General features: G+C 62.5%; 24 protein-coding genes. 12 read left to right on the forward strand and 12 right to left on the reverse strand.

Annotated features, from left to right (window positions below; genetic code table 11):
- Nucleotides 1–4 precede the first annotated feature (4 nt).
- The gene (locus GXP34_03550) at nucleotides 5–679 is read left to right on the forward strand and encodes a DivIVA domain-containing protein (GenBank protein ID NOY55041.1); all 675 of its coding nucleotides are present in this window, start codon (nucleotides 5–7) and stop codon (nucleotides 677–679) included.
- Between the two features lie 54 nt (nucleotides 680–733).
- Here the strand turns inward: GXP34_03550 and GXP34_03555 are convergent, their stop codons facing one another.
- The gene (locus GXP34_03555; GenBank protein ID NOY55042.1) at nucleotides 734–3,907 is read right to left on the reverse strand and encodes an isoleucine--tRNA ligase; all 3,174 of its coding nucleotides are present in this window, start codon (nucleotides 3,905–3,907) and stop codon (nucleotides 734–736) included.
- A gap of 69 nt (nucleotides 3,908–3,976) precedes the next feature.
- Here GXP34_03555 and GXP34_03560 point away from each other — a divergent pair, with 69 nt between their 5' ends.
- From GXP34_03560 to GXP34_03575, 4 genes are all read left to right on the forward strand, one after another.
- Complete coding sequence (locus tag GXP34_03560) at nucleotides 3,977–4,309, forward strand: DUF167 domain-containing protein (GenBank protein ID NOY55043.1); 333 nt, start codon at nucleotides 3,977–3,979, stop codon at nucleotides 4,307–4,309.
- 251 nt (nucleotides 4,310–4,560) lie between these two features.
- Complete coding sequence (locus GXP34_03565; GenBank protein NOY55044.1) at nucleotides 4,561–4,932, forward strand: hypothetical protein; 372 nt, start codon at nucleotides 4,561–4,563, stop codon at nucleotides 4,930–4,932.
- Nucleotides 4,914–5,387: a signal peptidase II gene (lspA, locus tag GXP34_03570; GenBank protein NOY55045.1), complete on the forward strand. Its 474-nt coding sequence runs from the start codon at nucleotides 4,914–4,916 to the stop codon at nucleotides 5,385–5,387. The genes GXP34_03565 and lspA overlap by 19 nt, the downstream gene beginning before the upstream one ends.
- Nucleotides 5,388–5,432: 45 nt before the next feature.
- Nucleotides 5,433–6,362 (forward strand): RluA family pseudouridine synthase, encoded by a 930-nt coding sequence (locus GXP34_03575; GenBank protein NOY55046.1) that lies wholly within the window; start codon nucleotides 5,433–5,435, stop codon nucleotides 6,360–6,362.
- On the opposite strand, the gene GXP34_03580 is transcribed toward GXP34_03575, so the two are convergent.
- From GXP34_03580 to GXP34_03590, 3 genes are read right to left on the reverse strand one after another with little or no spacing between them, the layout of a single operon-like run.
- Nucleotides 6,344–7,369 (reverse strand): 6-phosphofructokinase, encoded by a 1,026-nt coding sequence (locus tag GXP34_03580; GenBank protein NOY55047.1) that lies wholly within the window; start codon nucleotides 7,367–7,369, stop codon nucleotides 6,344–6,346. The genes GXP34_03575 and GXP34_03580 overlap by 19 nt on opposite strands.
- Complete coding sequence (locus GXP34_03585) at nucleotides 7,369–8,517, reverse strand: phosphofructokinase (GenBank protein ID NOY55048.1); 1,149 nt, start codon at nucleotides 8,515–8,517, stop codon at nucleotides 7,369–7,371. The genes GXP34_03580 and GXP34_03585 overlap by 1 nt, the downstream gene beginning before the upstream one ends.
- Nucleotides 8,514–9,368, reverse strand: coding sequence for a DUF2090 domain-containing protein (locus tag GXP34_03590; GenBank protein NOY55049.1), 855 nt, complete (start codon nucleotides 9,366–9,368; stop codon nucleotides 8,514–8,516). The genes GXP34_03585 and GXP34_03590 overlap by 4 nt, the downstream gene beginning before the upstream one ends.
- 159 nt (nucleotides 9,369–9,527) lie before the next feature.
- Between GXP34_03590 and dnaE the strand changes: the two genes are divergently transcribed.
- Nucleotides 9,528–13,031 (forward strand): DNA polymerase III subunit alpha, encoded by a 3,504-nt coding sequence (gene dnaE, locus GXP34_03595; GenBank protein NOY55050.1) that lies wholly within the window; start codon nucleotides 9,528–9,530, stop codon nucleotides 13,029–13,031.
- A gap of 29 nt (nucleotides 13,032–13,060) precedes the next feature.
- On the opposite strand, the gene GXP34_03600 is transcribed toward dnaE, so the two are convergent.
- Both GXP34_03600 and GXP34_03605 read right to left on the reverse strand, forming a co-directional pair.
- A complete protein-coding gene (locus tag GXP34_03600; GenBank protein ID NOY55051.1) occupies nucleotides 13,061–14,089 on the reverse strand; it encodes an AAA family ATPase in 1,029 nt (342 codons plus the stop codon).
- Nucleotides 14,086–14,943, reverse strand: a complete 858-nt coding sequence (locus GXP34_03605; protein ID NOY55052.1) for an ArsA family ATPase — start codon at nucleotides 14,941–14,943, stop codon at nucleotides 14,086–14,088. The genes GXP34_03600 and GXP34_03605 overlap by 4 nt, the downstream gene beginning before the upstream one ends.
- Before the next feature lie 135 nt (nucleotides 14,944–15,078).
- Between GXP34_03605 and GXP34_03610 the strand changes: the two genes are divergently transcribed.
- On the forward strand, nucleotides 15,079–15,294 hold the full coding sequence (locus GXP34_03610) for a hypothetical protein (protein NOY55053.1): 216 nt from the start codon (nucleotides 15,079–15,081) through the stop codon (nucleotides 15,292–15,294).
- Between the two features lie 310 nt (nucleotides 15,295–15,604).
- On the opposite strand, the gene GXP34_03615 is transcribed toward GXP34_03610, so the two are convergent.
- Nucleotides 15,605–17,218, reverse strand: a complete 1,614-nt coding sequence (locus tag GXP34_03615) for a thymidylate synthase (protein ID NOY55054.1) — start codon at nucleotides 17,216–17,218, stop codon at nucleotides 15,605–15,607.
- Between the two features lie 50 nt (nucleotides 17,219–17,268).
- Between GXP34_03615 and GXP34_03620 the strand changes: the two genes are divergently transcribed.
- Nucleotides 17,269–17,565, forward strand: a complete 297-nt coding sequence (locus tag GXP34_03620; protein ID NOY55055.1) for a hypothetical protein — start codon at nucleotides 17,269–17,271, stop codon at nucleotides 17,563–17,565.
- Here the strand turns inward: GXP34_03620 and GXP34_03625 are convergent.
- From GXP34_03625 to GXP34_03635, 3 genes are all read right to left on the reverse strand, one after another.
- Nucleotides 17,549–18,430, reverse strand: coding sequence for a DMT family transporter (locus tag GXP34_03625; protein NOY55056.1), 882 nt, complete (start codon nucleotides 18,428–18,430; stop codon nucleotides 17,549–17,551). The genes GXP34_03620 and GXP34_03625 overlap by 17 nt on opposite strands.
- A 7-nt stretch (nucleotides 18,431–18,437) precedes the next feature.
- Nucleotides 18,438–18,797, reverse strand: a complete 360-nt coding sequence (locus GXP34_03630) for a hypothetical protein (protein ID NOY55057.1) — start codon at nucleotides 18,795–18,797, stop codon at nucleotides 18,438–18,440.
- A 202-nt stretch (nucleotides 18,798–18,999) separates the two neighbouring features.
- Nucleotides 19,000–19,170: a hypothetical protein gene (locus tag GXP34_03635; protein ID NOY55058.1), complete on the reverse strand. Its 171-nt coding sequence runs from the start codon at nucleotides 19,168–19,170 to the stop codon at nucleotides 19,000–19,002.
- Nucleotides 19,171–19,242: 72 nt separating this feature from the next.
- On the opposite strand from GXP34_03635, the gene nth reads away from it, so the two are divergent.
- On the forward strand, nucleotides 19,243–19,890 hold the full coding sequence (gene nth / locus GXP34_03640) for an endonuclease III (protein ID NOY55059.1): 648 nt from the start codon (nucleotides 19,243–19,245) through the stop codon (nucleotides 19,888–19,890).
- 162 nt (nucleotides 19,891–20,052) lie between these two features.
- Here the strand turns inward: nth and GXP34_03645 are convergent, their stop codons facing one another.
- On the reverse strand, nucleotides 20,053–21,267 hold the full coding sequence (locus tag GXP34_03645; protein ID NOY55060.1) for an MFS transporter: 1,215 nt from the start codon (nucleotides 21,265–21,267) through the stop codon (nucleotides 20,053–20,055).
- Nucleotides 21,264–21,590, reverse strand: a complete 327-nt coding sequence (locus tag GXP34_03650) for a tRNA-binding protein (protein NOY55061.1) — start codon at nucleotides 21,588–21,590, stop codon at nucleotides 21,264–21,266. The genes GXP34_03645 and GXP34_03650 overlap by 4 nt, the downstream gene beginning before the upstream one ends.
- Nucleotides 21,591–22,050: 460 nt before the next feature.
- Between GXP34_03650 and GXP34_03655 the strand changes: the two genes are divergently transcribed.
- The 3 genes from GXP34_03655 to GXP34_03665 all read left to right on the forward strand — a co-directional run.
- Entirely contained in the window at nucleotides 22,051–22,803 is a 753-nt protein-coding gene (locus GXP34_03655) for a cytochrome c biogenesis protein CcdA (GenBank protein NOY55062.1), read from the forward strand.
- 324 nt (nucleotides 22,804–23,127) lie between these two features.
- Nucleotides 23,128–23,802 carry a response regulator transcription factor gene (locus GXP34_03660; GenBank protein ID NOY55063.1) on the forward strand — a complete coding sequence of 225 codons (675 nt, stop codon included), beginning with the start codon at nucleotides 23,128–23,130 and terminating at the stop codon, nucleotides 23,800–23,802.
- Between the two features lie 43 nt (nucleotides 23,803–23,845).
- On the forward strand, nucleotides 23,846–25,120 hold a 1,275-nt coding region (locus GXP34_03665; protein ID NOY55064.1), incomplete at its 3' end, for a HAMP domain-containing histidine kinase.

Here is a 25,120-nt window from a genome sequence, read left to right on the forward strand (position 1 = left end):
TTGCATGTCGTTGAATCCGATTGATATCGAACAGAAGACGTTCCGTGTTGCTCTCCGGGGCTATGCCGAAGAAGAAGTCGACGCGTTTCTCGATGAGATCGTTGCATCGATGAGATCGTACGAGAAGGGGCTCCAGGAGGCCCAGGAACGCATCAGAGAGCTCGAACGTCGGCTTTCGGAAACCCAGGAGTCCGAAGATCGGATCAGGAAGACTCTCGTCATCGCGCAAAAGACCGCAGACGAAGTGGTTCGCGAGGCGCGCTTCGAGGCGCAACAGATCCTGTCCGAGGCGCGGCTCGACGCTTCGGAGATCGAGACCGAACAGGCCAGGCGCCGCGAACGTCTGGGATCAGAGGTCGGCATGCTCCAGAGAGTCGTCGGAGAGTTGCGGACCCACGTGCGCGACCTGACGGAGCGTCTCTTGACAGAGGTGGAGGATGTGGAGGCCACCATGTCGAGTGTCATTCCAGACGAATACAGGGAACCGGAACCGGAACCGGGCTCCGAGCCGATCGAAGAGGGATTCGAGGGCGTCGGTGCCGCGGACGAATCCTCCGAGGCCGTGGAGCGGACGGACGAGATCGACGATTCTGAGGACGAAGAGAGCTTCGACGAAGTTGAGACCGGAGAAGTCTATCTGGACTCGGGTCGACGTCCGTGGGAACGCTACGGCGACTGAGCCGGCCGGGAACCAGGTACTCGAAATCCGGTACTCGAGCGAAGCTCGCCTCGCCTAACTCGCTCGTTCGATGTGCACGTGGACCGTCGCGCCGTCGATGTTCAACGTCTGACCATCTTCCACAGTGCCGACGTGCTCGAAACTGCGCGCGAGCACCTCGGTCATGATCAGCTCACGATGCCGCTCGAGTGCTTCTGTCAGGCTCGCGTCATCAGTCGACCATAGTGCCGTGATGCGGTCGCTGACGGCGAGTCCACCGTCACGGCGCAGCTGCTGAATCCGGTTGATGAGTTCTCGGGCCAACCCTTCGGCACGGAGCTCGTCGGAGAGGTTCACGTCGAGGACGACCGACAGGGGCCCCTCGGCCGCGACGACCATCCCGGGTTTCGGGCTGCGTTGCACGACGATGTCGGCGGAGGTGATTCGGCGACCCAGGATCTCCACGGGCGTTCCGGCGAGGATCGACTCGATCGAGTCTCTGGACAGGTCGGCGATCGCTGAGGCAACGTCGCGAATCGCCGCTCCGAGACGCGGTCCGAGAGCCCTGAAGTTGGCCTTCGCGCGGATGTCGACCGCAACGCTCTCATCGACACCGGTGAGGACCTGTTTGACGTTCAGTTCGTCCGCGATGATGGATGCATGGGCGTTGATCGCCTCGAGGATCAGCTCGTCGCCGGCGAAGACGGTGATTGATCGCAACGGCTGTCTGACTCTGAGGCTGTTCGCAACCCTGAGCGAGCGACCGAGCGTGACGACCGAGCGTACGGTCGCCATCTGCCGTTCGAGCGTGCCGTCGATGAGATCTCTTCTCGCAAGGGGGTAGTCGGAGAGGTGCACGCCGGCAGGTCCCTGCTCGCCAGGTTCCCGCTGGGTGACGACCAGGCCCTGGTAGATCTCTTCGGTGACGAACGGAAGGACGGGTGCAATGACCTTCGAGAAGGTCACCAGGACGTCATAGAGGGTCGCAAACGCACTGAGCTTGTCACTGTCGCTTGCTTCACGGGCACGCCAGAAGCGCCGCCGCGAGCGTCGGATGTACCAGTTGGTGAGATGATCGATGAACTCGATCATCGGCGGTACGACCGCGTACAGGTAGTAGCCCTCCATCATCTCGTTCACTCTCGAGATCAGGCTTTGCAGCATCGACAGAATCCACCGGTCGAGCTCAGGTCGGTCACCGGGCGGTGGCGCCGCAGCGAGGTCCTGGCGCGTGATGCCGTCGGCCTCCGCGTACGTCGTGAAGAATGAATACGCATTCCAGAGGGGGAGGATGACGGTCCGGGTCACCTCTTTGACGCCTGCCTCCGTGAAACGCAGCGGTTCGGCTCTCAGCAGTGGTGAGTTGATGAGGTAGGCGCGCAACGGATCTGCGCCATAGGAGGAGAGCACCTCCATCGGGTCCGGATAGTTCTTCAGGCTCTTGGACATCTTGTGTCCGTCCTCTGCGAGGATCATGCCGTTCACAACGCAGTTGCGGAAGGGCATCTCATCGAAGATCGCACTGGCAAGGACGAGCAGCGTGTAGAACCATCCTCTTGTCTGATCGAGTCCCTCGGCGATGAAGTCTGCAGGGAACTTGAGATCGAACGTGTCGGCGTTCTCGAACGGGTAGTGGTGCTGCGCGTACGGCATCGAGCCCGACTCGAACCAGACGTCGAGAACCTCGGGGACGCGGTGCATGACGGCTCCGCACTCAGGGCACGGGATAGTGACCTCGTCGACGATGTGCTTGTGCAGATCGGTGAGACGAACGCCCGATTCTGCTTCCAGTTCGTCAACGGAGCCGATGCACGTCTGGTGGCTGCACGACTCACATTCCCAGACCGGGATACAGCTTCCCCAGTACCGATTCCTGCTGATCGCCCAGTCCCTGGCGTTTTCGAGCCAGTTGCCGAAGCGCTTCCTGCCGACGTAGTCGGGAACCCAGTGGATTTGCTCGTTGAGGTCGACCATCCGGTCCTTGATGGCCTCCACCTTGACGAACCAAGTTGGGATCGCCTTGTAGATGAGCGGGGTGTGGGTGCGGTAGCAGAAAGGGTAGGAGTGGCGAATCTGCTCGCGTTTCACCAGCAGACCGCGTCGCTCGAGCAGCTCGATGAGCACTGCGTCCGCATCTTTGACGTACATGCCGGCAACATCGGGCACATCTTCGGTGAAGCGCGCCTCGGCGTTCACCGGGTCCACGAGCACGTCGAGTCCGGCGTTCCGTAGAGCGTAGAAGTCGGCTTCTCCATACGCCGGTGCCATGTGGACGAGGCCGGTCCCGTCTTCGGTGGTCACCTCGGCGCTGGAGATCACCCGGAAGGCGCCGTTCTCCCGTTCGGTCTCGAAGTAGTCGAACGGAGGCTTGTATGCGGCACCGACGAGCTCTCGTCCCGATGCCGTTGCCACCACCTCGCCATCCGGCCAGAGGTCGTCCTTGCGGGCTTCGGCCACCCAGTGTCGCTCATGGTCGCGCAGGACCGCCACATAGGAGATGTCTTCCCCGACTGCGACAGCGAGGTTTCCGGGCAGCGTCCACGGGGTCGTCGTCCAGACGACGAAATAGTCGCCTTCGCGTACAGGCCCGTGCGACCGCAAGACGGGGAGGCGTACGGTGATTGCCGGATCGTCGACGTCACGGTATTCGAGGTTGGCCTCGAAGTTCGAAAGGGGTGTTGAAGCTCCCCATGAATACGGGAGTACCTTGAAGGCGCGGTAGATGAGGCCCTTCTTCCAAAGCTGCTGGAAGACCCACCAGACACTCTCCATGAAGTCGAGGTCCATGGTCTTGTAGTCGTCCTGGAAATCCACCCAGCGTCCGATGCGGCGGGTGATCCGCTCCCACGCCTCGGTGTTGGTCTGGACCCGGGCCCGGCATGCCTCGTTGAAACGTCGAACGCCGTAGGCCTCGACATCTCTGGGACCGTTGAGACCGAGAGCCTCCTGTACCTCCATCTCGATGGGAAGACCGTGGGTATCCCATCCGAACCGCCGTACGACCTTGTGCCCACGCATCGTCCAATAGCGAGGCACGATGTCCTTGATCACTCCGGCGAGGAGGTTCCCGTAGTGGGGACTGCCCGTTGCGAACGGAGGACCGTCGTAGAAGGTGTACTCGGACTCCTGGGGGCGCATCTCGACCGATGTGTGGAAGGCGTCGATCTCGTCCCACAGATCGAGGATGCGTTCCTCGAGTTCCGGGAAGGATACGCTTGGTTGAACTCGGGTGAAGTGCTTGTCGTTCATGTCGGTTCGAGCATCGTAGCGGCCGGCGTCCAGGATCCGGTTTCCGAACCTCCGAGTTGCTTCTCCACGATGCCTGAACATCGGTGGTGGCCCACTCGTTACCCTTGTGTCGTGTCGCCGTTTCATGCCCATCCGGAAGGAACCGAGGTCGTCGTCTGGGTCGTTCCCGGCGCATCGCGGACCGAAGTGGCCGGTCTGCACGACGGAGCGCTGAGAGTGCGAGTCGCTGCTCCTCCCGAAGGCGGGAAGGCGAACAAGGCCGTGGTACGTCTGATTTCGGCGAAGACCGGTGGGAGAGTTCGTCTGCTGTCCGGCACTGCCTCGCGTCGGAAACGCCTGCTGATCGAAGGCAAGACTCCGCGAGAAGCGGCGGGGAGTCTGTTGAGTGGCGCCGGTTCGTAGTTCGTGCTTCGTATTCCGAACCTGGTATTTCGTATTTCGTATCGCGATGCAGCAGTGATGCAGGACCGCGGGGCGGTGTGACGCCTCGAGTGCAACGGCCCCGTGTTGATCGGTGGGCAAACCAGTCGCCGGTTTCGCTCTGTCGGTTCTCGGCAAGAGTGTGCGGTTCCGGTTACCGGAGACTGAGCTTTGGGCACTCCTCATCTCATGATCTGTGCACAGGCCGGCAAGGTGCTATCTTCTCGTGGACTATGACCCGTCAACTCTCGCCCTCCACCCTGGAGAAGTACCGGCGCCGCCTCGAGAAGGACCGGCAGGAGTTTCGACAGACGATCGACGCTCATCTGAAAGATCTCGAGGAAGCTCGGCTGGCCCAGGCGGCCGGAGAGCGCAGTGCCGATCCGACCAGTACGGAGACCGGTTCCGCTGCAACGGTGTTCCAAGCCGAGCTTTCCCTGGTCCGCAACACCAGAGAGTTGCTCGCGCAAGTCGATGACGCTCTCCGCAGGCTCGATGCCGGTAGCTATGGGATTTGTGTGGACTGTGGGAAAGACATTCCGGCTGCACGGCTGTCGGCGCTCCCTTACACGACGTTGTGCGTCGAGTGCGCGGCAAGACGTTGAGGCGAAAGGCGACTGCGGTCGTCCTTGGAGCGTTCGTGGTGGCGCTCGATCAGGCCACCAAGGCGTGGGCCCTCAAGGGGATTCCGCCGAACGAGAGCATCATTCTGATCCCTGGGTGGCTTCGACTCCATGTGACGGAGAACTCCGGTGTGGCCTTCAGCATGCTCCAGGGCGCCGGATCGTTCCTCGTTCTGGCAATCATCGTCGCCGTCATCGTGATTCTTCTGGCGATTCGATCTTCGGAGGGATGGTGGGAGACGCTCAGCCTGGGTCTGGTTCTCGGGGGGGCCATGGGCAACCTGGTCGACCGGCTGACCAGAGGCCCCGGCTTCTCCGACGGCAGGGTTGTCGACTGGATCGACCCGTCGTTCTTTCCGACATTCAACCTTGCCGACATATCCATCACCGTCGGGGTCGCGCTGCTGCTGCTTTTCAGTGTTCTGTCACGTGAATAGCGTGTGGGGCGGCCTTGGGGTCAATAAGAGTCTTCGAGAGCGGACATGATCATTCGAGTCGATGCCGGGCTGGCCGGCGAACGGGCAGACAAGATCGTTGCGATGCTCGCGCAGGTAAGTCGTGGTGTGGCTCGCCGACTGATCGACTCGGGAGCAGTGCAGATCGAGGGATCTCCGGTGGCACCGAAGGATCGCCTGGATGTCGGCGCGGTGATCTCGGTCGAGTTCCCGGCGGTCGAGATGCTGGAGCCCGAGGAGGTTGCCTTCGAGGTGCGCCACGAAGATGCCGATGTCGCAGTGATCGACAAGCCTGCGGGCATCGTCGTTCATCCGGGCACAGGGGTGATCGGAGGGACGCTTGCCGGTGGTCTGCTGTTCCGGTGGCCGCAGATCCGCGGCGTCGGCCAGGAGAATCGGTGGGGGATCGTCCATCGATTGGACCGGGATACGTCAGGGCTTCTTGCCGTAGCACTCACCGAAGCTGCTTACGAAGGCTTGACAGCGGCCATCAGGGCTCGCGAGGTCTCCCGGACCTACCTCGCTCTTGTTCAGGGCGGTTTCGTGCTTCCCGGCGGCACGATCGATGCACCGATCGGACGGGACCCACGGCGTCCGACACGTCGTGTCGTACGACGGGAGGGTCGACCGGCCAGGACGCACTATCGGCGCCTCGCCGGCTGGAGCGATCCAGGTGTCAGCCTTCTCGAAGTGCAACTCGAGACGGGGCGAACCCATCAGATCAGAGTTCATCTCGAATCAATCGGGCATCCCGTCATCGGTGATCGTGCCTACGGGTCGACCGGTCCCAGGATGCCTTGTGTCGAACGGATGTGGCTTCACGCGGTGTCGCTGTCGTTCGAGCATCCGATAACCGGAGTGAGCGTCGACGTCACATCTCCGTTGCCGAGCGACCTGCAGAGCACGCTCGACGAGTTGGGAAATGCCGACGTCGGGGGTTACCCGAAGAACACCTGAGCCGTGTCGTAGAGGGCTTCGTCGACACCGCGTGTGCTCTCGCAGGCCACTTCGAGGGAGACGGCACCGATATGCCTTCCCCTCAGCGCAACCATCGTTCCCCACCGTTCTTCTGCAGCGAGGTCCGCTGCGCCGACGCCAAGCCTGGTTCCCAGGACGCGATCGTAGGCGGACGGAGTGCCACCTCGTTGGATGTGCCCGAGGACGGTGACGCGCGACTCGAAACCGGTCATATCTTCGAGGACAGGGGCGATCTGATAGCTGACACCGCCGAGACGCTCGAATCCGAAGGCGTCCACCTGCTGGGGCATCGCGCACGGGGCCGGTGGCTGTACCCCCTCGGCGACGACGACCACCGAGTACTTGTGACCTCGGCGGTGGCGCGCTCGGATGATATCGGCACACTGTTCGAGATCGCAGGGGATCTCGGGGATGAGGATCGCGTCTGCACCGGCTGCGATACCCGCGTAGGTGGCGATCCAGCCTCGTGTGCGGCCCATGACCTCGACCAGCATGATGCGATGGTGGGCCTCGGCGGTGGTCGTGATCCGATCGATGGCCTCGGTGGCGATCTCGACGGCGGTGTTGAAGCCGAAGGTCGTGTCGGTGGCGTTGATGTCGTTGTCGATCGTCTTGGGGACTCCCACGACGTTCAACCCATCCTCGGAGAGCCGCAGCGCGGTTGCGAGCGTTCCATCGCCGCCGACCACGATCACGCCGTCCAGCCCGTTGTTACGCACGGTCGTGGCGATACTCGCGTAGCCGTTGCCGTGCACGTATGGATCCTTCCTCGACGAACCGAGGATCGTGCCACCTCGTTGCAGGATGCCCCGTACGGCATCGCGATCGAGTGGCACGACGTCGCCGTCCATCAGCCCTTCCCATCCATTGAGGATGCCAACGACCTCTACTCCGTGCGTGATCGTCGCTCGCGACACGACCGCCCTGATTACGGCGTTCAACCCGGGACAGTCACCTCCTGCGGTCAGTATCCCAAGGACCTTCATCAGTACAGGAACATCGGTTTGCCGGACACGTGGCGGACCTTGGGTCGATAGGTGTCCGAGTTGTACAACTCTTCGACATCGACCCGCTTGACACCCTCTCGTGTGACGCTGATCGGGACGCTGGTGTAGGTTCCGCCTCGGAGGGCGACCATACGTCCCGATGCGCCCTCGATGGCCAGGTCGGCGGCCATGACCGCGTAGTTCGTGGCGACCATCAGATCGAGCGAGTCCGGGCTTCCCGAGCGCATCAGATAGCCGATCTGCTGGTAGACGATGCCCTGACCGGTCTTTTCCTTCAGAAGCTGTCCGGTGAGTGCACCGATGCCGCCGAGCTTGCGATGGCCGTACGCGTCGGCATCCCCGCTGAGCATCATCTCGCCACCTTTGATGGTTGCACCTTCCGAGATGGTCATCATCGCGTAGTTACTCGGATTCCGGTTCCGGTCTTCCATGAGGAGGGCGGCCAGTTTGTCGATATCGAACGGGACCTCGGAGATGATCGCCCGGTCGACTCCGGCGAGATAGGCCGTGATCAGCGATGTCTCTCCGCTGTAACGGCCGAAGAGCTCGACCACCGCGAGGCGCTCGTGTGAGCCTGTCGAGGTGCGCAGGTTGTGGATGAACTGAACCCCTCGGGTCACTGCGGTCGAGAAACCGATGCAATAGTCGGTGCCGTGCACGTCGTTGTCCATCGTCTTGGGGATGGCGATGACCGGTACGCCTTCATGGTGCATGCGCAGACCGTATGACAGCGTGTCGTCACCACCGATCGGGATCAAGACATCGATCTTCTGGGCTTCGACGATGTCGAGGACGTGTCGGGTGAAGTCATATGGCGCATCGCCCGATGTCTGATCCTGAAGGAACTCGGGCACGTCTGCGGCCGGTACCTTGCCCGGATTCGTGCGAGACGTGTGCAGAAAGGTTCCACCGGTGCGATCCACCGTACGGACCCTGGCTCTGTCGAGCGGGATGAAGTTGCGGTCGAGACTTTCCGGATCGCTCGGGTTGGCTTCGAGGAGGCCGCCCCAGCCTCGGCGAATCCCCAGAACGTCGTGGCCTTCGTCGCTGACCCTGTCGACGACCGCCTTGATGCAGGGGTTCAGCCCTGGTACATCACCGCCGCCGGTGAGGATGCCGATTCTCATGACGATGCTCCCTCGTAGATGTCGATAAAGTGACGGAAGTTGGCGGCGATGTCGGTAACGGCTTCGGAACGGCTCATCGTGCCGTCCTTGAGTCCTTCCACACCTGCCCACCAGATGGTCCGGCCGATGGCGAATCCCACGTAACCTGGGGTGCCTGCGCCGACGGCGAGCCAGCGGGCGACTCTGGCACTGTCGGCCCAGCGTCCGAGGACGACGGCGGAGACGTGATCCCTTCCACCCCGACGAATCAGTTTGGAGATGAGATCACAGTCGATGGCGCGATCGAGTCCTTCGATCTTCCAGATATCCGGTTCGACGCCGGCAGCCTGAATCTCATCGATCGTCTGCAACATCAGGTGCGGACGAATCTCGGTGTCGTACGCGTCCACGTTCCCCCCGACCAACGCGAGTTGCGCCTCCGCGGCCGGCACGAGAAGCTCGAAGAGAAAGGTCCTGTCATGATCGTGGAGCCAGTTGCCAAGGCGAGCGAGCCTTGCTCCCTGCTGTTCCTTGATCTCGTCTGCGTCGTCCGGATTCCACCACACGAGCACCTTCGAGAGATCGGGATCGAATTCCTCGATGTGGCTTCCGAACGCCTCCCCGTACTCGAAGTCGAACGTAGTTTGATCAGATTTCTCGACGGGCATCGCCAGTCTGATACCACTCGCCTTGGCGTCGCGAGCCACATCGGCTCCCATCTCTTCGTCGACGAGAATGCCGATGGAATCGAGGGGGGCACCATCGGAGATAGCTTGCTGGACACCTTCGAAGATGAGCCGCTTCGCGTCGATGACACGTGCCTTTTCGTCGGCGCCGGGTTCCCTGCCTGTGATTCCGAACATCTTCTTCATGAAGCTTCCACGATGATCGAAAGCCAGGATGTAGTGGTTCCGGTTCACAGGGTCTCCTTGCCGATCAATGAGCCTTCATGCTACCCGTCGGGTTCGTCGAGGCCACTTCGGGTGGGGCCGACAAACGCTGGTAGGGTGGAAATTTCAGCGGTGTAATTCATGGACGGCTTCGCACATCTGCATCTCCACACTGAGTTCTCCATGCTCGATGGAGCAGCCCGCGTCCACGACGTGGTTCGTGCCGCGCGTGAGGACGGCCAGCCTGCAGTGGCGATCACGGATCACGGCGTCATGTACGGAGTCATCGATTTCTATCAGGCAGCGCGCGACGAGGGTGTCAAGCCGATCATCGGCGTCGAGGCCTATGTCACTCCCGGCTCACGGTTCGACAGGCCCCCGAGAAACCGAAATGTTCGCTTCCATCTGACACTCCTTGCCGAGAACAACACCGGCTACCAGAACCTCATGAAACTGGTGAGTAAGGCGTATCTCGAGGGGTATTACTACAAGCCCCGGATGGACCTCGACCTGCTCGCCGAGCACAGCGAGGGAATCATCGCGGCGTCAGGCTGTCTCGGCGGAGAAGTCCCGCAGCTCCTCGCACCGGATGCCTCGCGGGAAGAGGGGAACCAGGGCCAGGTCCGTGATTTCGACGCCGCGCTCACTGCGGCCGCTCGCTATCAGGACCTCTTCGGCAAGGAGAACTTCTACATCGAGTTGCAGGACCACGGGATCGATGCGCAGCAAAGGGTGCTTCCCGACCTGGTCGAGATCGCACGGCGGATCGGTGCACCGTTGCTCGCAACCAACGACTCGCACTACACACGACAGGAAGAGGCAGACACCCATGATGTCCTCCTGTGCATCCAGACCGGTGCAACGATCAGTGACCCGAACCGTTTCAAGTTTCAGGGTCAGGAGTTCTATCTCAAACCCGCTCGAGAGATGCGTTCTCTGTTCCCGGACGACCTCTATCCGGGCGCGGCGGACAACACGCTCGCGATCGCAGAGCGCGCCGACGTCGAGTTGAGATTCGGTGAGATCCTTCTTCCCCAGTTTCCGGTCCCGGAAGGCGAAACGGAGATCTCCTATCTGAGAGATCTCGTCTTCGAGGGAGCACGAACCCGGTATGGTGAACCACTTTCCGCAGAAGTGATCGAAAGGGCCGAACACGAGTTGAGGATCATCGAGGAGATGGGTTTCCCCGCCTACTTCCTGATCGTGTGGGACTTGATTCGATATGCCCGCGAGAACGGGATTCGCGTCGGACCGGGCCGCGGAAGCGCTGCAGGATCGATTGTCTCCTACTGCTTGCGGATCACCGACCTGGACCCGCTTCGCTACGCGCTGATCTTCGAGCGGTTCCTGAATCCCGGACGGCGCCAAATGCCGGATATCGACATGGACTTCGACGAGCGTTATCGGTCCGACGTCATCCGGTATGCCGCCGAGCGTTACGGCAGCGATCATGTAGCGCAGATCGTGACGTTCTCCACGATCAAAGGTCGTCAAGCGCTGCGGGACTCGGCGCGCGTGCTTGGCTTTTCCTACGGATTCGGTGATCGCATCGCCAAGATGATGCCGCCGGCGATCCTCGGTGCCGAGGCCTCCCTGACCCAGTGCCTCACCGATCCGGGCAAGGGTGTCGATCCGGCCCTGCGCGATTTCTTTGCCAACGCCGCGCAGCTACGAGCGGTCTACGAGACGGAGGAAGATGCCCGGAAGGTGATCGATACGGCCCGCGGCCTCGAGGGGCTTCGCAGACAGGACAGCATTCACGCCGCAGCGGTCGTGATCTCTCCCGAGCCGCTCACCAACCTGGTTCCACTGCAGCAGAAGGGTGAGGGAGCCGAGATCGTCACCCAGTATGAGATGCACGGTGTCGAGGATCTCGGACTTCTCAAGATGGACTTCCTTGGCCTACGGAACCTCGCGACGATCGACCGTGCGCTCGAGCTGATCGAACAGTCGACGGGTGAGAAGATCGACATCGACGCCATCCCGCTCGACGATCCCGAGACGTTCGAGATGATTCGTGCCGGCGATACGATCGGCGTCTTTCAGCTCGAGGGCTCGGCGATGCGTTCCCTGATCCGGGCTCTTCAGCCGGAGACGTTCGACCACATCATCGCCGTGAACGCCCTGTTCCGACCTGGCCCCATGGGCATGAACATGCACTACGAGTATGCGGACCGAAAGAACGGTCGTAAACCCGTCGAGTATCCACATCCTGCGATCGAGCCGTTCTTGCGGTCCACCTACGGGATCATCGTCTATCAAGAACAGGTCATGCAGGTTGCCCAGGCTGTTGCCGGCTACTCGATGACAGAGGCCGACATGTTGCGCAAAGCCATGGGCAAGAAGGTCAAGTCGATGATGGCACAGGAGCGCGACAAGTTCGTGGCGGGGTGCGTCGCGGCCGGGAATCCCGAGAAGCTGGGCAAGGAACTCTGGGATGCAATCGAACCGTTTGCAGGATACGGCTTCAACAAGTCGCACAGCGCGGCGTACGGATATGTCGCCTACCAGACGGCGTGGCTGAAAGCCCACTATCCGGCCGAGTACCTCGCTGCGCTGCTCACGTCCACGAAGAAGGACAAGGATCGCACGGCTTTGTACCTGAGTGAGTGCCGCAGTCAGGGCATCGAGGTGCTGGTCCCCGATGTCAACCGTTCAGAGTTGGATTTCGTGGTGCGCGACGGCCGGATCGTGTTCGGCATGTCTGCCATCCGCAATGTCGGCGAGGGTGTTGTCGAACGCATCCTCGCGGCGAGGCGAGAGGCCGGTCCGTTCAAGGATTTTCAGGATTTTGTCGATCGCGTGGACCTGTCTGCGCTCAACAAGCGTACGGTCGAATCGCTGATCAAGGCGGGTGCATTCGACAGCTTCAACGTTACGCGGCGGGGTCTCATGCTGAGCTTCGGGCAGATTCTGGATGCCACCCTGACTCGCCGGCGTAACGAGGAGATGGGACAGTTCAGCCTGTTCGGAGGCGATTCCGGTCCCGGAGACGTGCAGTCGATCTCGATCCCCTCGGTCGAGTGGGACAAGCGGGTCCGTTTGGGCTTTGAGAAGGAGATGCTCGGCTTGTTCATCTCCGACCATCCGCTCCTCGGCGTGGAGCATCTCCTCGGCCGTTTCGTGACGTGCACGATTCCTGAGCTGTGGGAGATGGAGGACACGACTTCGGTCACCGTTGGGGGGTTGGTCGGGTCGGTCAATCGTCGCTTTACCCGCAAGGGGGAGCCAATGGTGTTCTTCGAGCTCGAAGACCTCGAAGGGTCTGTCGAGATCATCGCGTTTCCGAAGGCGGTGATGGCCGCAGGCCCCATGATCAGAGAGGACGCCGTCCTCGTCGTCAGCGGCCACCTGGATCATCGCGGCGATGACATCAAAGTGATCGCCCGCGAGGTCATCGAGCCTGAGCTTCGTTCTGAGCAGTCCGTGCGTTTGAAGGTGCCGGCCGTCCAGCTTTCACCCGATCTCGTGTCGAGACTTCAGGAGATCCTCGCGAATCATCCAGGTCCGGCTCCCGTCTATATCGAGATGATGTCGAATGGTGACTCGAAGGTGTGGCAGCTGTCCGATGAGTACCGGGTGGAGCCGAGGAGCGCACTGTACGCCGAACTCAGAGAGCTGTTGGGCTCCAAGGCGGTCACGTAGGAAGGTTCCGGCAGTCGGGTGGAGGCCGGCTACCGGGCCGCTCCAAGCAGGCGGTCCAGATCCAGGCCTTCCGCCGAGTCGATCATCGCAGCGAGTCGCTCCAGGTCCGTCGGCGCGCTGGATTGCCAGGGGATCGTCGCGGGATGGATATGCCAGCGAGCAGAGAACCGATGGCGGACCGCGGCTTGGCGGTGCGCCTCTGTTCCCCACCGGCGAAGATTCTCGGCGATGGGCCCGGACACGGGAGACTCGGCTCCGTACCAGGCTTCGGGCAGCGTGCGGTTGAAGACGACGAACTCCGGTGGTCCCGGTTCGAGTTCAAAGAAGCGGGCGGCTTCGGCGATGGGCGAAGGATCTGCGGTGGTGACCACCACCGTGTGAGCGCTGCGGAGGAGGCGTTCGATTTCCTTGCTTCTCTTGGCAATACCGTCGTACGCAGCACGAAGATCGAGCAGGAAGTCTGCAACTGCTTCGAGGAGCTCGGAGCCGAGCGCGACATCCGCGATCCGGAGTGCGGGACGAGCGGTGAACTGGTAGAAGAGTTTGCGTCCCGGCAGCGAGCCGCCGGTCAGCCACTTGAGCAGGCGGCCACCGATGAGATCGCGCATCCTGGCCGGAGAGGTGAAGAATTCGATACCGCCGGCGGCAGGCGGGGTATCCACGACGATCACATCCCATCGCTCGCTCTGGGCATGCACGGTCATCTCTTCGGCGGCGGCGAATGCCTGGGATGCCGGGAAGTGCTGTGTTGCGGCCTCGAAGAACGGGTTCGAGGTCAGCCTCGGCGCAACTTCCGGTGGCGCGTAGTGCTGGGCGATCTCATTCCAGGACCGGGCGGCGTCGACCATCGCCCCCCAGAGCAGCGGCTCCTCTACCAAGGGAGTGGGATCTGCACCCAGATCGTCGAGTCCGAGGGCCGTTGCGAGCCGTTTGGCCGGATCGATGGTGACAACAAGCGTGCGATGACCGCGTCGGGCCGCGGCCAGGGCCAGCCCTGCGGAGAGGGTCGTCTTGCCGACACCGCCGCCGCCGGTGATGAGCACGATGCGAGTGCTCACAGGGCCCGCCACAGGTCCGCGATCCGTGCTGCAACCTCGGGTGGCGTGTGCAATCCGAACAGGTATGGGATCTGTGGCCCATCCGGCAGATCTCGGAGCCACCGTTGCTGTTCTTCGTACAGGGCCGTGTGGAGCAGCGCCGCCTCTTTGGCGGGTCCGTCTTCGAGATGATCGATGTCGTCCGCCGCCGTACCGAGAGCCGGCAGAGTTCGATTCACGACGACGGCGGCCGTGGTGATGAGTCCCTCGTCGCGCACATCCTCGAGGCTTTGGAGAGTTTCGGTGACGGGGAGCTCCTCGGGGATCGTCACGACGACGAGACCTGTCGCGGTATCGTCGGTGAGCAGGTGGGTCATCCACGCCGTTTGATCACGAACACGACCGGTCCCAACGAGTCTGGCGACGGTCGTGGGGGCTCGCAGGTGCGAGCCGATCTGGCCGGTCGGAGGGCCGTCCGCCACGACGAGGTCCCACGGGCCGCTTCTGGCCTCGTAAAGGACCTTCCCGATGGTGATGACCTCTCGGATACCGGGTGCCGTCGACGCAACGGCATCGAATGCCCTCGCCACCGGGCCAAGCTGGGCGACCCTCGGCACGCCGAGTTGAACCCGAAGATATTCGTTGAGCGCAGCAGGTCGCTGGATCGCCATGGCTTCCAGGCCGGGTCGGATACGGGTGGGCGTGTAGCTGAGCCTGTCGACGCCCAAGTGGGCCGCCAGGCCTGCGCCGTCGGTCATCGCGACTGCGAGCACCCTCTTCCCGTCGTAGGCGGAACGAAGCGCGAGAGCGGCACTGACGGCAGATCTGCCGACACCACCCTTGCCGGTGATGATGAGCAATCGCTTGTCGAACACGTGATCAGCGTAGTGCGCCCGGGCGACACGACCGGTTCGAGACCTTCGCAAGACGGTAGCCTTCCGGGGGTCTGCCGGGCAGCGGCGGTGCACGCGCCAAGCAGTGTTCGGCGGGCCCCGAGTGAAGGAGGAATCATGGCCGAGTTCGACGTAGACGAGTTCTTGCGGCGTTTCGAGGAACGAGCGAAGGCGGTGAAGGAGCGAGGTCTACCGCCCGTGGCCGGGCCGGAGCGCAAAACCCTCATCGAGCAGGCCGAACGCGACTATATGGACTTTTCTCTGGTGGCTGCTGCCGACTGGTCGCTCGAGGAGGGCTCGTTGGTGCTGAGAATCCCGCTGCGTCGCCCGTAGGACCCTGCTCGGCGTTGGCGGGCGTAGGGGCGACCGGGCGCATCACGTACATCGTGCCGGGTCGCGGGTACTCCCGCACTTCGTATCACGGCCTCAGGTCGATGCAACGGTGTGGGGCGGGTGAGACGGCTGCTGCCATCAACTTCGAAGAGTCGCAAGACGTGACGGATCGATGCAGATCACTCCGGCCCGGTTGAGAACCGATCGGGTAGATCTGTGCCGATGACTGGTACACGGCCGTCGAAAAGCGTGCCGTTCATCGTGCAACGGCTTCGTCGTCGGGTATCGTCGCCGGAGATCGGCAGGCGGCTCAAGGAGCGGTGTTCCGCCTTTGTTCGGCACGACGTTCACTCTCGAGGCGCTCCAGATCAGGTTCCGAGTAGTCGACATACCGCATCGCGTCGGCGATCAAATGATGTCCTGCGATGTCGCGGATCTGACGGTGCATCTCCTGGACCACTTTGCGGTATCCCGGGTGACCGGCAGGCTGACTCCGCAGCTCGAGCAGGTGAAATGCCTCGCGAGCATTCATCTCCATGACGAAGCGGATGTTGAAGCCGAAAGGAACGACGTACTGGGCGACCGTCGAACCCACAGAATGTTCCAGGGTGTCGTGGAGTGTTGCGGCCTCGGTCATCGCTCGGTTCCATGAGTCCTCGAGGTGGGCATCGGCCAGATCGTGAGGTGTCTCTTGGCCGTGGCCGGTCGTCAACTCCTGCCAGTCGATGGTCAACATGCGGTGCCGCTGGAGGTCACGAAACGCCCCGTAGTCACACAACACGTCGAAACGGTACATGGGACGTTCCATTGCTCGCCCCGGCCGATGTCGTCTGTTCCTCCGATCACCTACCAGGGTCGTAATCACTTTGGCGCGCTCGTCCGCGGGCATGGCGTCGGCGATCCGGAGCAGCTGGGCGTCAGGCAGATTCGATGCCGGGTACAGGGCGGCGGCAACCAGTTTCACTTCGGCGTCGGGATCCCAGTCGGTGAGCGTTACGAACGGCTGTGGGTCGGGTATGGCACCGAGGTCATCCGCGATGGAGCGAACTGCAGCCTCGGTCTCGGCCAGGTACCTGCTCCACGCCACGCCGCGGTCCTTGATGTCGACCCGTCGCAGGAACGAAGGGATGACGGTGCGTAACTCGACGAGCATCATCTCCCCGTAGTCACGGACCTCGGCGAGGGGATGTGCCTGCATGCGCATGAGCGCCATCTCATATGCCTGACCCGACGCGTAGATTCCGACGTTGGACAGCGTGGAAGCCGGAAGCAGTCCTCTCGCCGTGTCGCATGCCTTCGCTCTGATCGTGGCCTGCCAGACCCCTTTCGAATCATCCTGTCGGGGAAAGCGTCGCGCGTAGATGTCGGTCATCGTGCGCACAACCTGGGAGTAGGTGTCGAAGAGCAGGTCCATGGTTCGGTGATAGGCGCCGGCATGCTCCGAAGCGGTGACCTCGGGAGGGGTCATGTAGCGGTAGCGGTCGCCGAGTTTCGTGTCGTAGTAGATGTAGCGGGTGCTCTGTTCGAGATATGCGGCGAGTCGGCCGCGTTCGAGTACCTTCGTGAGCAGGTTCGATGCCTGTTCACAGGCGATATGTGCTCCCCCGAGCTGCGCGACGGAATCATCGCCGAACTCGAAAAAGACCCGGTCGTAAAGTCGTTCCGCCCTGCGAAGGCTGTAGAGACGGTCGTTGGTGTCGATGTGCCGCGCGATCGTCGCGATGCCGGTCTCGGGGTCCGCCAGGAACTCGTCGAGGAAGAGACGCCGTAACGACTTGGAGCTACGGCTGTACCGGGCGAACAGGGCACCTTTGACCACTTCGGGGAGGTTGATCAGGGCAAAGACGGGACGGTCCACGTTGCTGAAGAACGGAGAGAGGACGCTGATTTCTTCAGCCGTAAACGGTTCCCGATAGAACTCCACCGATCGGATTGTACCGGGAGGGCGCCGGGAGGCGGGTACCCTTGTTTCCCGTGACGTGGCTTCGCATCCTTCTCGGCGTGCTTCTGGTTGCCGCCCTGACCGTGGCGGTCGTACCGTTGCTCGTGCTGCTCAATCTCGCCGGGGGCGGGACCGGCTACGGGCTTTGTCCACACGGTCTCGAGTCGTGTGGCGTCGGATTCACAGACGGCCTCGAACTGCTGCTCCTACTCACGCTTGCGCTGTTCGGCCTCCTGGGGGCAATCCGCGTCGTGGCGCGCGGTATTCGACACGTTCAACGGCGGGCCGAAGTGGAAGAGGCGATGCGCCGCCTCAATGAGCAGGTGTGATCGCCTCCGCAGCAGGGAGAGCGTCCGTGTCCTTGGTGCGTGCCAGCACGAGGTAGATACCGACGAGAATCAATCCGGCGCCTGTCCATCCTCGTGCGTTGAGACGCTCCTGGAGGATCCATGCAGCGGAGAACGCGGCAACGGCGGGTTCAAGGGAGAGCATCACGGCCGTTCGAGTCGGGCCGACGACGGTCTGAGACCAGATTTGGAGGAGGAACGCCCCCGCACTGACGGCCAGACCTGTCATGATGAGCGCCGGTAGGACATCCACGTTCGGCAATGGGAGCCCCTCACGAACGAATGAGACGGCGAGCGCCAATGCGGCCGTGACCAACAGCTGGACGGCCGTGAAGGGAACCACGGGGTGGCGGGCAACGACTCGTGACAGCACGACGATGTGGGCTGCGAAGGCGACGGCGCACCCGAGAGTCAGCAGATCGCCGGTCGAGAGCGATACTCCCTGTCGCAGGGTCAGCAGTGCAAGGCCGACAAAGGCGACACCGGTGCCACTCAGTGCCCAGCCCGAGGGTTTTGCGCGTCGGACGATGGCGGCGATGAGCGGGGTGAAGACCACGTACAAGCCGGTGATCAGCCCGGAGTTCGAAGCACTCGTTCTGGCGAGCCCTTCGGTCTGAAGAGCGAAGCCTGCGAACAGGAGAGTTCCTGCCAGCAAGCCGTCGCGCCAGATGCCGAGGCGTCGCGGGAACGCCAAGACGAGCAACGCCAGGGCGCCGATCAGGAAACGCCATCCGACGAACGCCATCGGTGGAAGGATGATCACCGCCCGTTTGACAACGACGAAGGTCACCCCGAAGAGAACCGCGGCGAAGGTCAGTGCGACGTAGGCGATGAGGGGGCGGCGCATCGAGAAGTCAGCCGGCGAACGTGATCACACCGCTCCAGAGAGATGTGGCTCGAGCGTGAGAGACAATTGGCTGGGGATGGCGGGCGAACAGGGCCTGCCGGTCGGGGCCGGGCCGGCGCTTGCGGACACACTTCTTGACGGGGATGAGCGCCAGCCTCTTGTGCCGGGTTGCCGTCGTCTCGTGTGGGATTCGTCCGGCTTCAGAAGGGGAGATCACCTCGGGGTTGTGGCGGATCGGTTGTTCGGCAAGCGGTTCGCCGATACCGGGCATCCTCTCGGCGACGACTTGATCACCGGGAAACGGGTCCATCATCGGCGACTCGGCGCCTACGCGTTTGTGGTCCGGCATGGCATGTCGTAGCAGCATGGCGGCGATGGTAGCGACGCATAGGAGCCCGCCGAGCACTACATGGCACGCATCTCGACGACCGTGCATCGCCGCTCGCAGCGTTCTCCGTCTCGACGCACCCCGGGCGGTGCGCCTTCGTTGTGCGGCCTTGCGAGCGACACGCACAGCCGCCGATCTCCACACCGGCATTACTCGGCAGACTCCTGGAGCCCGCCGAGCACTACATGGCACGCATCTCGACGGTGCCGAGGAACTCGGTCGGGAAGCCGGCCGCCGGCTTGCTCTTCTTCGGTTCTCGGCAGAAGCCGCCATCCTTGCCCTGCAGTCTTGAGGCGGGGTAGGTCGCGAGACGAAGTACGAAGTACGAGATACGAACTACCTCATCACGCACGTGACACGCAAAGGCCGCCGATCCGCATACCGACATCACCGGTCGAGCCCGGCTGTGTCGCGCCCCGCTACGATGCCGGACGTGATCGACAGTGAACGCGCCTTGGAGATTCTCAGTCGCCTCGAACGAAGATACCCGAAGGCACGAATCGCCCTCACATATCGGGATCCCTGGCAGCTCCTCGTGGCGACGGTCCTTTCGGCACAAACCACCGATAACAACGTGAACAAGGTGGTTCCGGAGCTCTTTCGTGCTTTTCCGACTCCCGAGGACCTTGCGGCAGCAGACCCGGAGGAAGTTGAACGGATCGTGTTCACGACGGGTTTCTACCGGCAGAAGACCAAAGCGATCATCGGGCTGTCCCAGGTGCTCGTCGACCGCTTCGGCGGCGAGGTACCCGACGATCTCGACAAACTGGTCGAACTCCCCGGTGTCGGTCGCAAGACCGCCAGCGTCGTTCTGGCCGAGGCGTTCGGCCGTCCGGCGATCGCCGTGGATACGCACGTCAAGCGTCTCTCCAACCGTCTTGGCTTCACGACGCACAAGGATCCGAACAAGATCGAGCAGGACCTCAAGAGACTGTTTCCAGAGTCGGCTTGGCGGGGGCTCTCGTTGCGATTGATCCAGTTCGGGCGTGATGTGTGTACGGCGAGAAAGCCGCACTGTGGCGAATGCGAGCTGGCCGATTTGTGTCCATTCCCGGACAAGAGCTTCGAGTAGCCGGTCTCAACTCGAGACCCGGAGGTTTCTCGTCAATGCAAGCGTCGCCATTCGACGCTGCTATTGACAGGAAACGAGGGGGTTGGTTTCTGGTCAATGCCGGCGTCTCTATGCGACGCTCGCATTGACGAGAAGGGGTTGGCGGGCAGGAGCCCAAACCTCCTATCCCGCTTCCAGGATCCGACCTCGTGTCTCGGGGATTGCCAGTACGAGGCCGGCGGCGATGACCATGCATGCTGCGAGCGCGGTGATCGTCGTCGAAAGCCCGAATCGGTCGATGATCTCCCTGCCGGCCGTCAGACCCGAGACCGCACCCAGCACTCCCGCCACGTTCAGCCACATCACGGCCGTTGCCCGTATCCTGGTTGGGAACAGCTCATTACGCAACGCACCGAGCGATGGCACCGTGGCAAACGCTCCAAAGCCGGAGACGGCTGCTGCGGCGGCGAGGGCTGCCGGCGAGGTGAACCGGAACATGCCGACGCCGCCGGCACCCGCCATCAGGAGCGCTCCGAACAGCACCGGTTTGCGCCCCCACAGATCCGAGAATCTTCCTCCGACGAGGAATCCGAGGCCGCCCAAGGTTCCGCCGGCGAGGAGCACCCCAACGGCGACCGGAGTGCGAAGGCCGACGTCGTTGACGAGTCGCTCCATGGCGAACGTTGCAGCCGGTGCGGAGAAGGCGGCCGAGAGGAACGACAACGCGGCGACGATCCAGAAAGGGCGTCTCTCCATGTGCAGCAGCGGGGCCCAAAGGGCGGGTGGCTCTGTCGGCGCCACGAAGAGGGGACTTTCGTGGAGGCGGTGGGCGACGAAGGGATAGAACACAAAACCGAGCGCACTCGCGCCGTACAGGAACCTCCAGGATTCGGGACCGAGATCACTGATCGGGACGAGAACGAGTGCGACTCCCGCGCCGAAGCTGATCGCGCCCCCGAAGATCGAGATGCCGTATGCCCGAATGGCAGGGGCGAGCGATTCGGCCAGCATGACGAGGGCGACGGCGCCTACCGCCGAACCGGTCATACGAACCACGGTCTGCAGGATCGTGAATGTGGCGGCGTTCGGGGCGAGTGCCGTCGCTGCGTTGGCGACGAGCATGGCGGAAAAGGCGCCGAGCAGGACCCTGCGCCTCCCTCTTCGGTCTCCGAGGAGCGAAAGCAGGACCGCCACGATGGCGCCGAGCCGAACGATTCCGAGCAACTGGCTCATCTCGCCGGTCGTGATGGCGAGCGAGCGTCGAACGAATGGCAGGGTGTTCGCTGCCTGGGCAAGGGCATGACCTTCGAAGAACCCCAGGATCGAGGTCAGGACGACGATCCGTATGTCGGATCGGGTAGGTGGGACGGGAGGTTGTACGAAGCGGGGCAGCTTCATGCCACGCCGGTGCCTTCGGCGACGTGCTGATCGGGTTTCAGGAGAACGACTCCTTCAGGGCTCATGGCTCCGAGGACGAGCACGTCGGAGCGAAAACCGCCGACCCGCATCGGTTCGAATCCGGTGACGGCGACGATCTGGCGGCCAACCAGGTCATCGGGCGTGTAGCGATCCGTCAGCCTTGCGGAGGACTGCAGGATGCCGAGTTCACCGAAGTCGATCCACATACGGTACGAAGGGTTACGTGCCGTTGTGTTGATCTCTGCCCGCACGACGGTCCCGATGCGGACCTGGAGCGCTTCCCAGTCTTGGTACGTGGCCATGGGCGGTCAGCGTAGCGAGGAGTCTGCCGAGTGATGCGGTGTTGTGGATCGCTCAGAGTCGTTTCGAGCGTGTATTTCGTACTCCGTATTTCGTATTTCGAGGACGCGCAGATAGGCGGAGTTGGTTCTCGAGTCGCATGGGAATGGCGTGTGCCGAGGGTTCGTCGACCAGCGAGAACCTTCTGGCTGCCGAGCATGGCGAAGCGCTGTGTCCTCAGGTCGTTGCCCTGTCGGCCGATCCGTTTCGTATCGCGATCCAAGTTCGACCCAAGGGGGCGTGGTGGGTGTGACTCCTTCGTGTGCCACCTCGGGGGCGAGAACATGCGAGTAGGGATGTTCGCCGAGCTGTGTGTCATGCATGGGCCGGCAGCCCTCGCCATGCCGACCTCCGGGGTTGGCCGACGAATCCGGCCGGTGCATGATGCTTCGTGCCAGAGGATCTCAACTATCCTGCCCGCCCATGGCCGACGTTGGCATCATTACCGCATTCGTTTTCGGCATCGTCTCGTTCCTTTCCCCATGTGTGCTGCCGCTGCTGCCGGGGTATCTCAGTCTGATGTCCGGATACTCGGTGGGAGACCTCCAGAGTGGGGACGCTTCGTCCACGAGGATGTTTCGGGTCACACTCACATTCGTGATCGGCTTTACGATCATTTTCGTCATCCTTGGCGCGGCAGCGACCTCGGTGGGACACTTCTTCCTGCAGCACCAGCGCATCGCGCTGCAGGTCGCGGGATGGATCGTGATCGCGTTCGGCCTGCTGATCGTCGTCTCGGCGTATTCGAGTTCGCGATACCTTGGTTTCCTGACGAGAGAACGGCGTATCGATGTCAAGCCATCGAAACTCGGGGGATGGGCGCCGCTCGTCATGGGTCTCGCTTTCGGATTCGCGTGGACACCGTGTATCGGTCCCGTGCTTGCAGCGATCCTGGCGGCTGCTGCCGTTCAGGAGACAGTCGGTCAGGGGATGATCCTGCTGCTCGCATACGGCCTCGGTCTCGGAGTCCCATTCATCTTGTCAGGAGTGGGCCTGTCGAAGGCGTTCAGGGCGGTGGGGTTCCTGAAGCGGTATCTACGCCCGATCAACGTGGTGTCCGGGCTGCTCCTCGCCGGCTTCGGCGTCCTGATGATCACCGGGAAGATGGCCATCCTCTCGGGATGGGTGCAGGAGATCTTCTCCAAACTCGGCCTCGAATGGCTCGCCACGATCTGAGTTCGGGAGGTCCTGCCGTCGAGCGCCTCACGTCGTGAACGCGCACAGCGGTTGCCATCAATGTGCACGGGGCTGCGCTCGTGCACAGTCGAAGCGCCTGGTCGTTTCTGCAGGCCTCATCACCCAAGATCTCGGCTGGGCACGTGTCGGAGTTGGGCCAGGGAGGGGCATCGATGTGCGACGGGTGGGTCGCTCTGCGGGCGCCGTCGTGCATGACTTGCCGATCCGGCCTTTTACACAATGCTGACATTTCCTCAACGGTTTGCTCGCATCTGCCGATGATCCTTTTCGATGACGCGCCCACCGACAATCATGGAGGGTCTCATGGACCGCGGCCGCATCCTGCTGATCGAAGATGAAGAACCGATTGCCGATATGTTGCGCGTATTCTTCGAGCGTGAGGGGTATCGCCTCGTCCATGCGGTCTCTGGCGAGATCGGGTTGCAGCGTTTGGAGGAGCGACCGGCGCGAGCCGTGCTTCTGGATCTCAACCTTCCCGGAATCGACGGTGTCGAAGTGTGCCGACGCATCCGTGCCATCTCGGACATCCCGGTGATCATGCTCACCGCCAGGGACTCGGAGATCGATAAGGTCGTCGGCCTCGAGATCGGAGCGGACGACTACGTGACCAAGCCGTTCTCGCCTCGCGAGCTGCTGGCACGAGTCAAGGCGGTCCTTCGGCGGTCCGAAGAAGCTCCGGTAACCACGAAGGCACTGTCGGTCGCCGGCTTCGAGATCGACGCGGGACGCAGAGAAGTCCGAGATGCGGAAGGTAACGTGATCCGACCGACGGCCAGGGAGTTCGATCTCCTCTGGTATCTGGCCGAGCACGCCGGCTTGGTGCTTTCCCGGGGTCAGATCCTCGAAGCGGTTTGGGGTTACGAGTACTTCGGTGAGACGCGTACGGTCGACGTGCACATCCGCCAGCTGCGCAAGAAGCTCGATGGGATTCCCATTGAGACGGTATGGGGTGTCGGGTACCGGTTGGAGGCGTCGTGACCGCCATGTCTCTTCGGCCGTCGACACGGTCGGCGGCGTTCAGATGAGAAGAAGACTGTTCTGGAGCATGCTCGGGATCGCCACGCTGGCGTTGGTGCTGGTTGGAGTCTTCGGGGCGATCCTCGGTCAGGTGGCCGTGTCCCGAGAGACCATCCGTCAGATGTCCCAGGAAGCTGCCGCGATCGAGCGTCTGGTCGGGAACCAGTTCCTTGAAGAGACCGGTGACCGGGTTACGCTGCAACGCCTTTCTTCAATCCTGCGCAACGGTGAACTCCCGAAGGATTCGACACTCGGCAGACGCCTACGGACACTCCTGGCAACGGCAGAACAGATTACCGGTGGTCGTCTCGTCGACCTCGGATGGATCGATGCACAGGGTCGGCTGCACCTCTTCCTGAATCCGACGATCGGTGAAGCGCTGCGTTTCAACGTCACGACCTTACGGGAGGGGAACGACAGTGTCGTCCGCAGGCGGATTCCCGGTGAAGAGCAAGCCGTACTCGCCGTGGCACACCCGATGAAGGCGAGCCGTCTCGTCGTCGTCGTGTTCCAACGCACAACGCTGATCAATGGGCGGAGCTTCTTTCGTGTGATGCTGATCGCGTTCGGTCTTGCCGCGCTCCTGTCTGCAATCGCCGCCCGCCTGCTTGCCAGGCGGCTGAGCAAACGTGGCGCGAAGCTGGCGGAGGCCGCGCGAAACCTCGCCGATGGGGATTCTTCGGCCAGGGTCGACCTGCCGGGTGACGACGAAGTGGCCGACATCGCTCGAGCGTTCAATGAAATGGCCGACCGGCTCGAAGCAACCCAATCCGGAGAGCGAGAGTTTCTGATGAGTGTCGGTCACGATCTGCGTACTCCTCTCACCACGATCGGTGGGTACGCGGAAGCTCTCGAGGAAGGGGGCCTGGACGAGGAATCTGTTGCTCGCATCGGCGGGGTCTTGTCCAGCGAGACCGGCCGACTGCGTCGTCTCATCGAAGACCTGATGATGCTTGCACGGCTCGACGCCCGAGAGTTCACCCTGCGCCCCGAGTTGGTGGACGTGGCTGCCCACCTGCGAGGGATTGCCGACACATTTCGTCAACGTGCAGCAGATGCCGGGTTGCGGTTCGTTGTCGATGTCGAGGAGACAGGTTCGTTCGAGACGGATCCCGATCGGCTTGCACAGATCTCGGGGAACCTCATCGAGAACGCACTGCGGTACACCCCAGAGGCGGGAACCGTGACGTTTCGCGTCGCCAATGGGGAGCGCAGTGTTGTGCTGGAGGTCGTCGATTCCGGTCCGGGTATCGAGGCCGAGGACCTTCCCCGGGTGTTC

The sequence above is a fragment of the Actinomycetota bacterium genome (assembly GCA_013152275.1).
Classification (GTDB): domain Bacteria; phylum Actinomycetota; class Acidimicrobiia; order Spongiisociales; family UBA4744; genus BMS3Bbin01.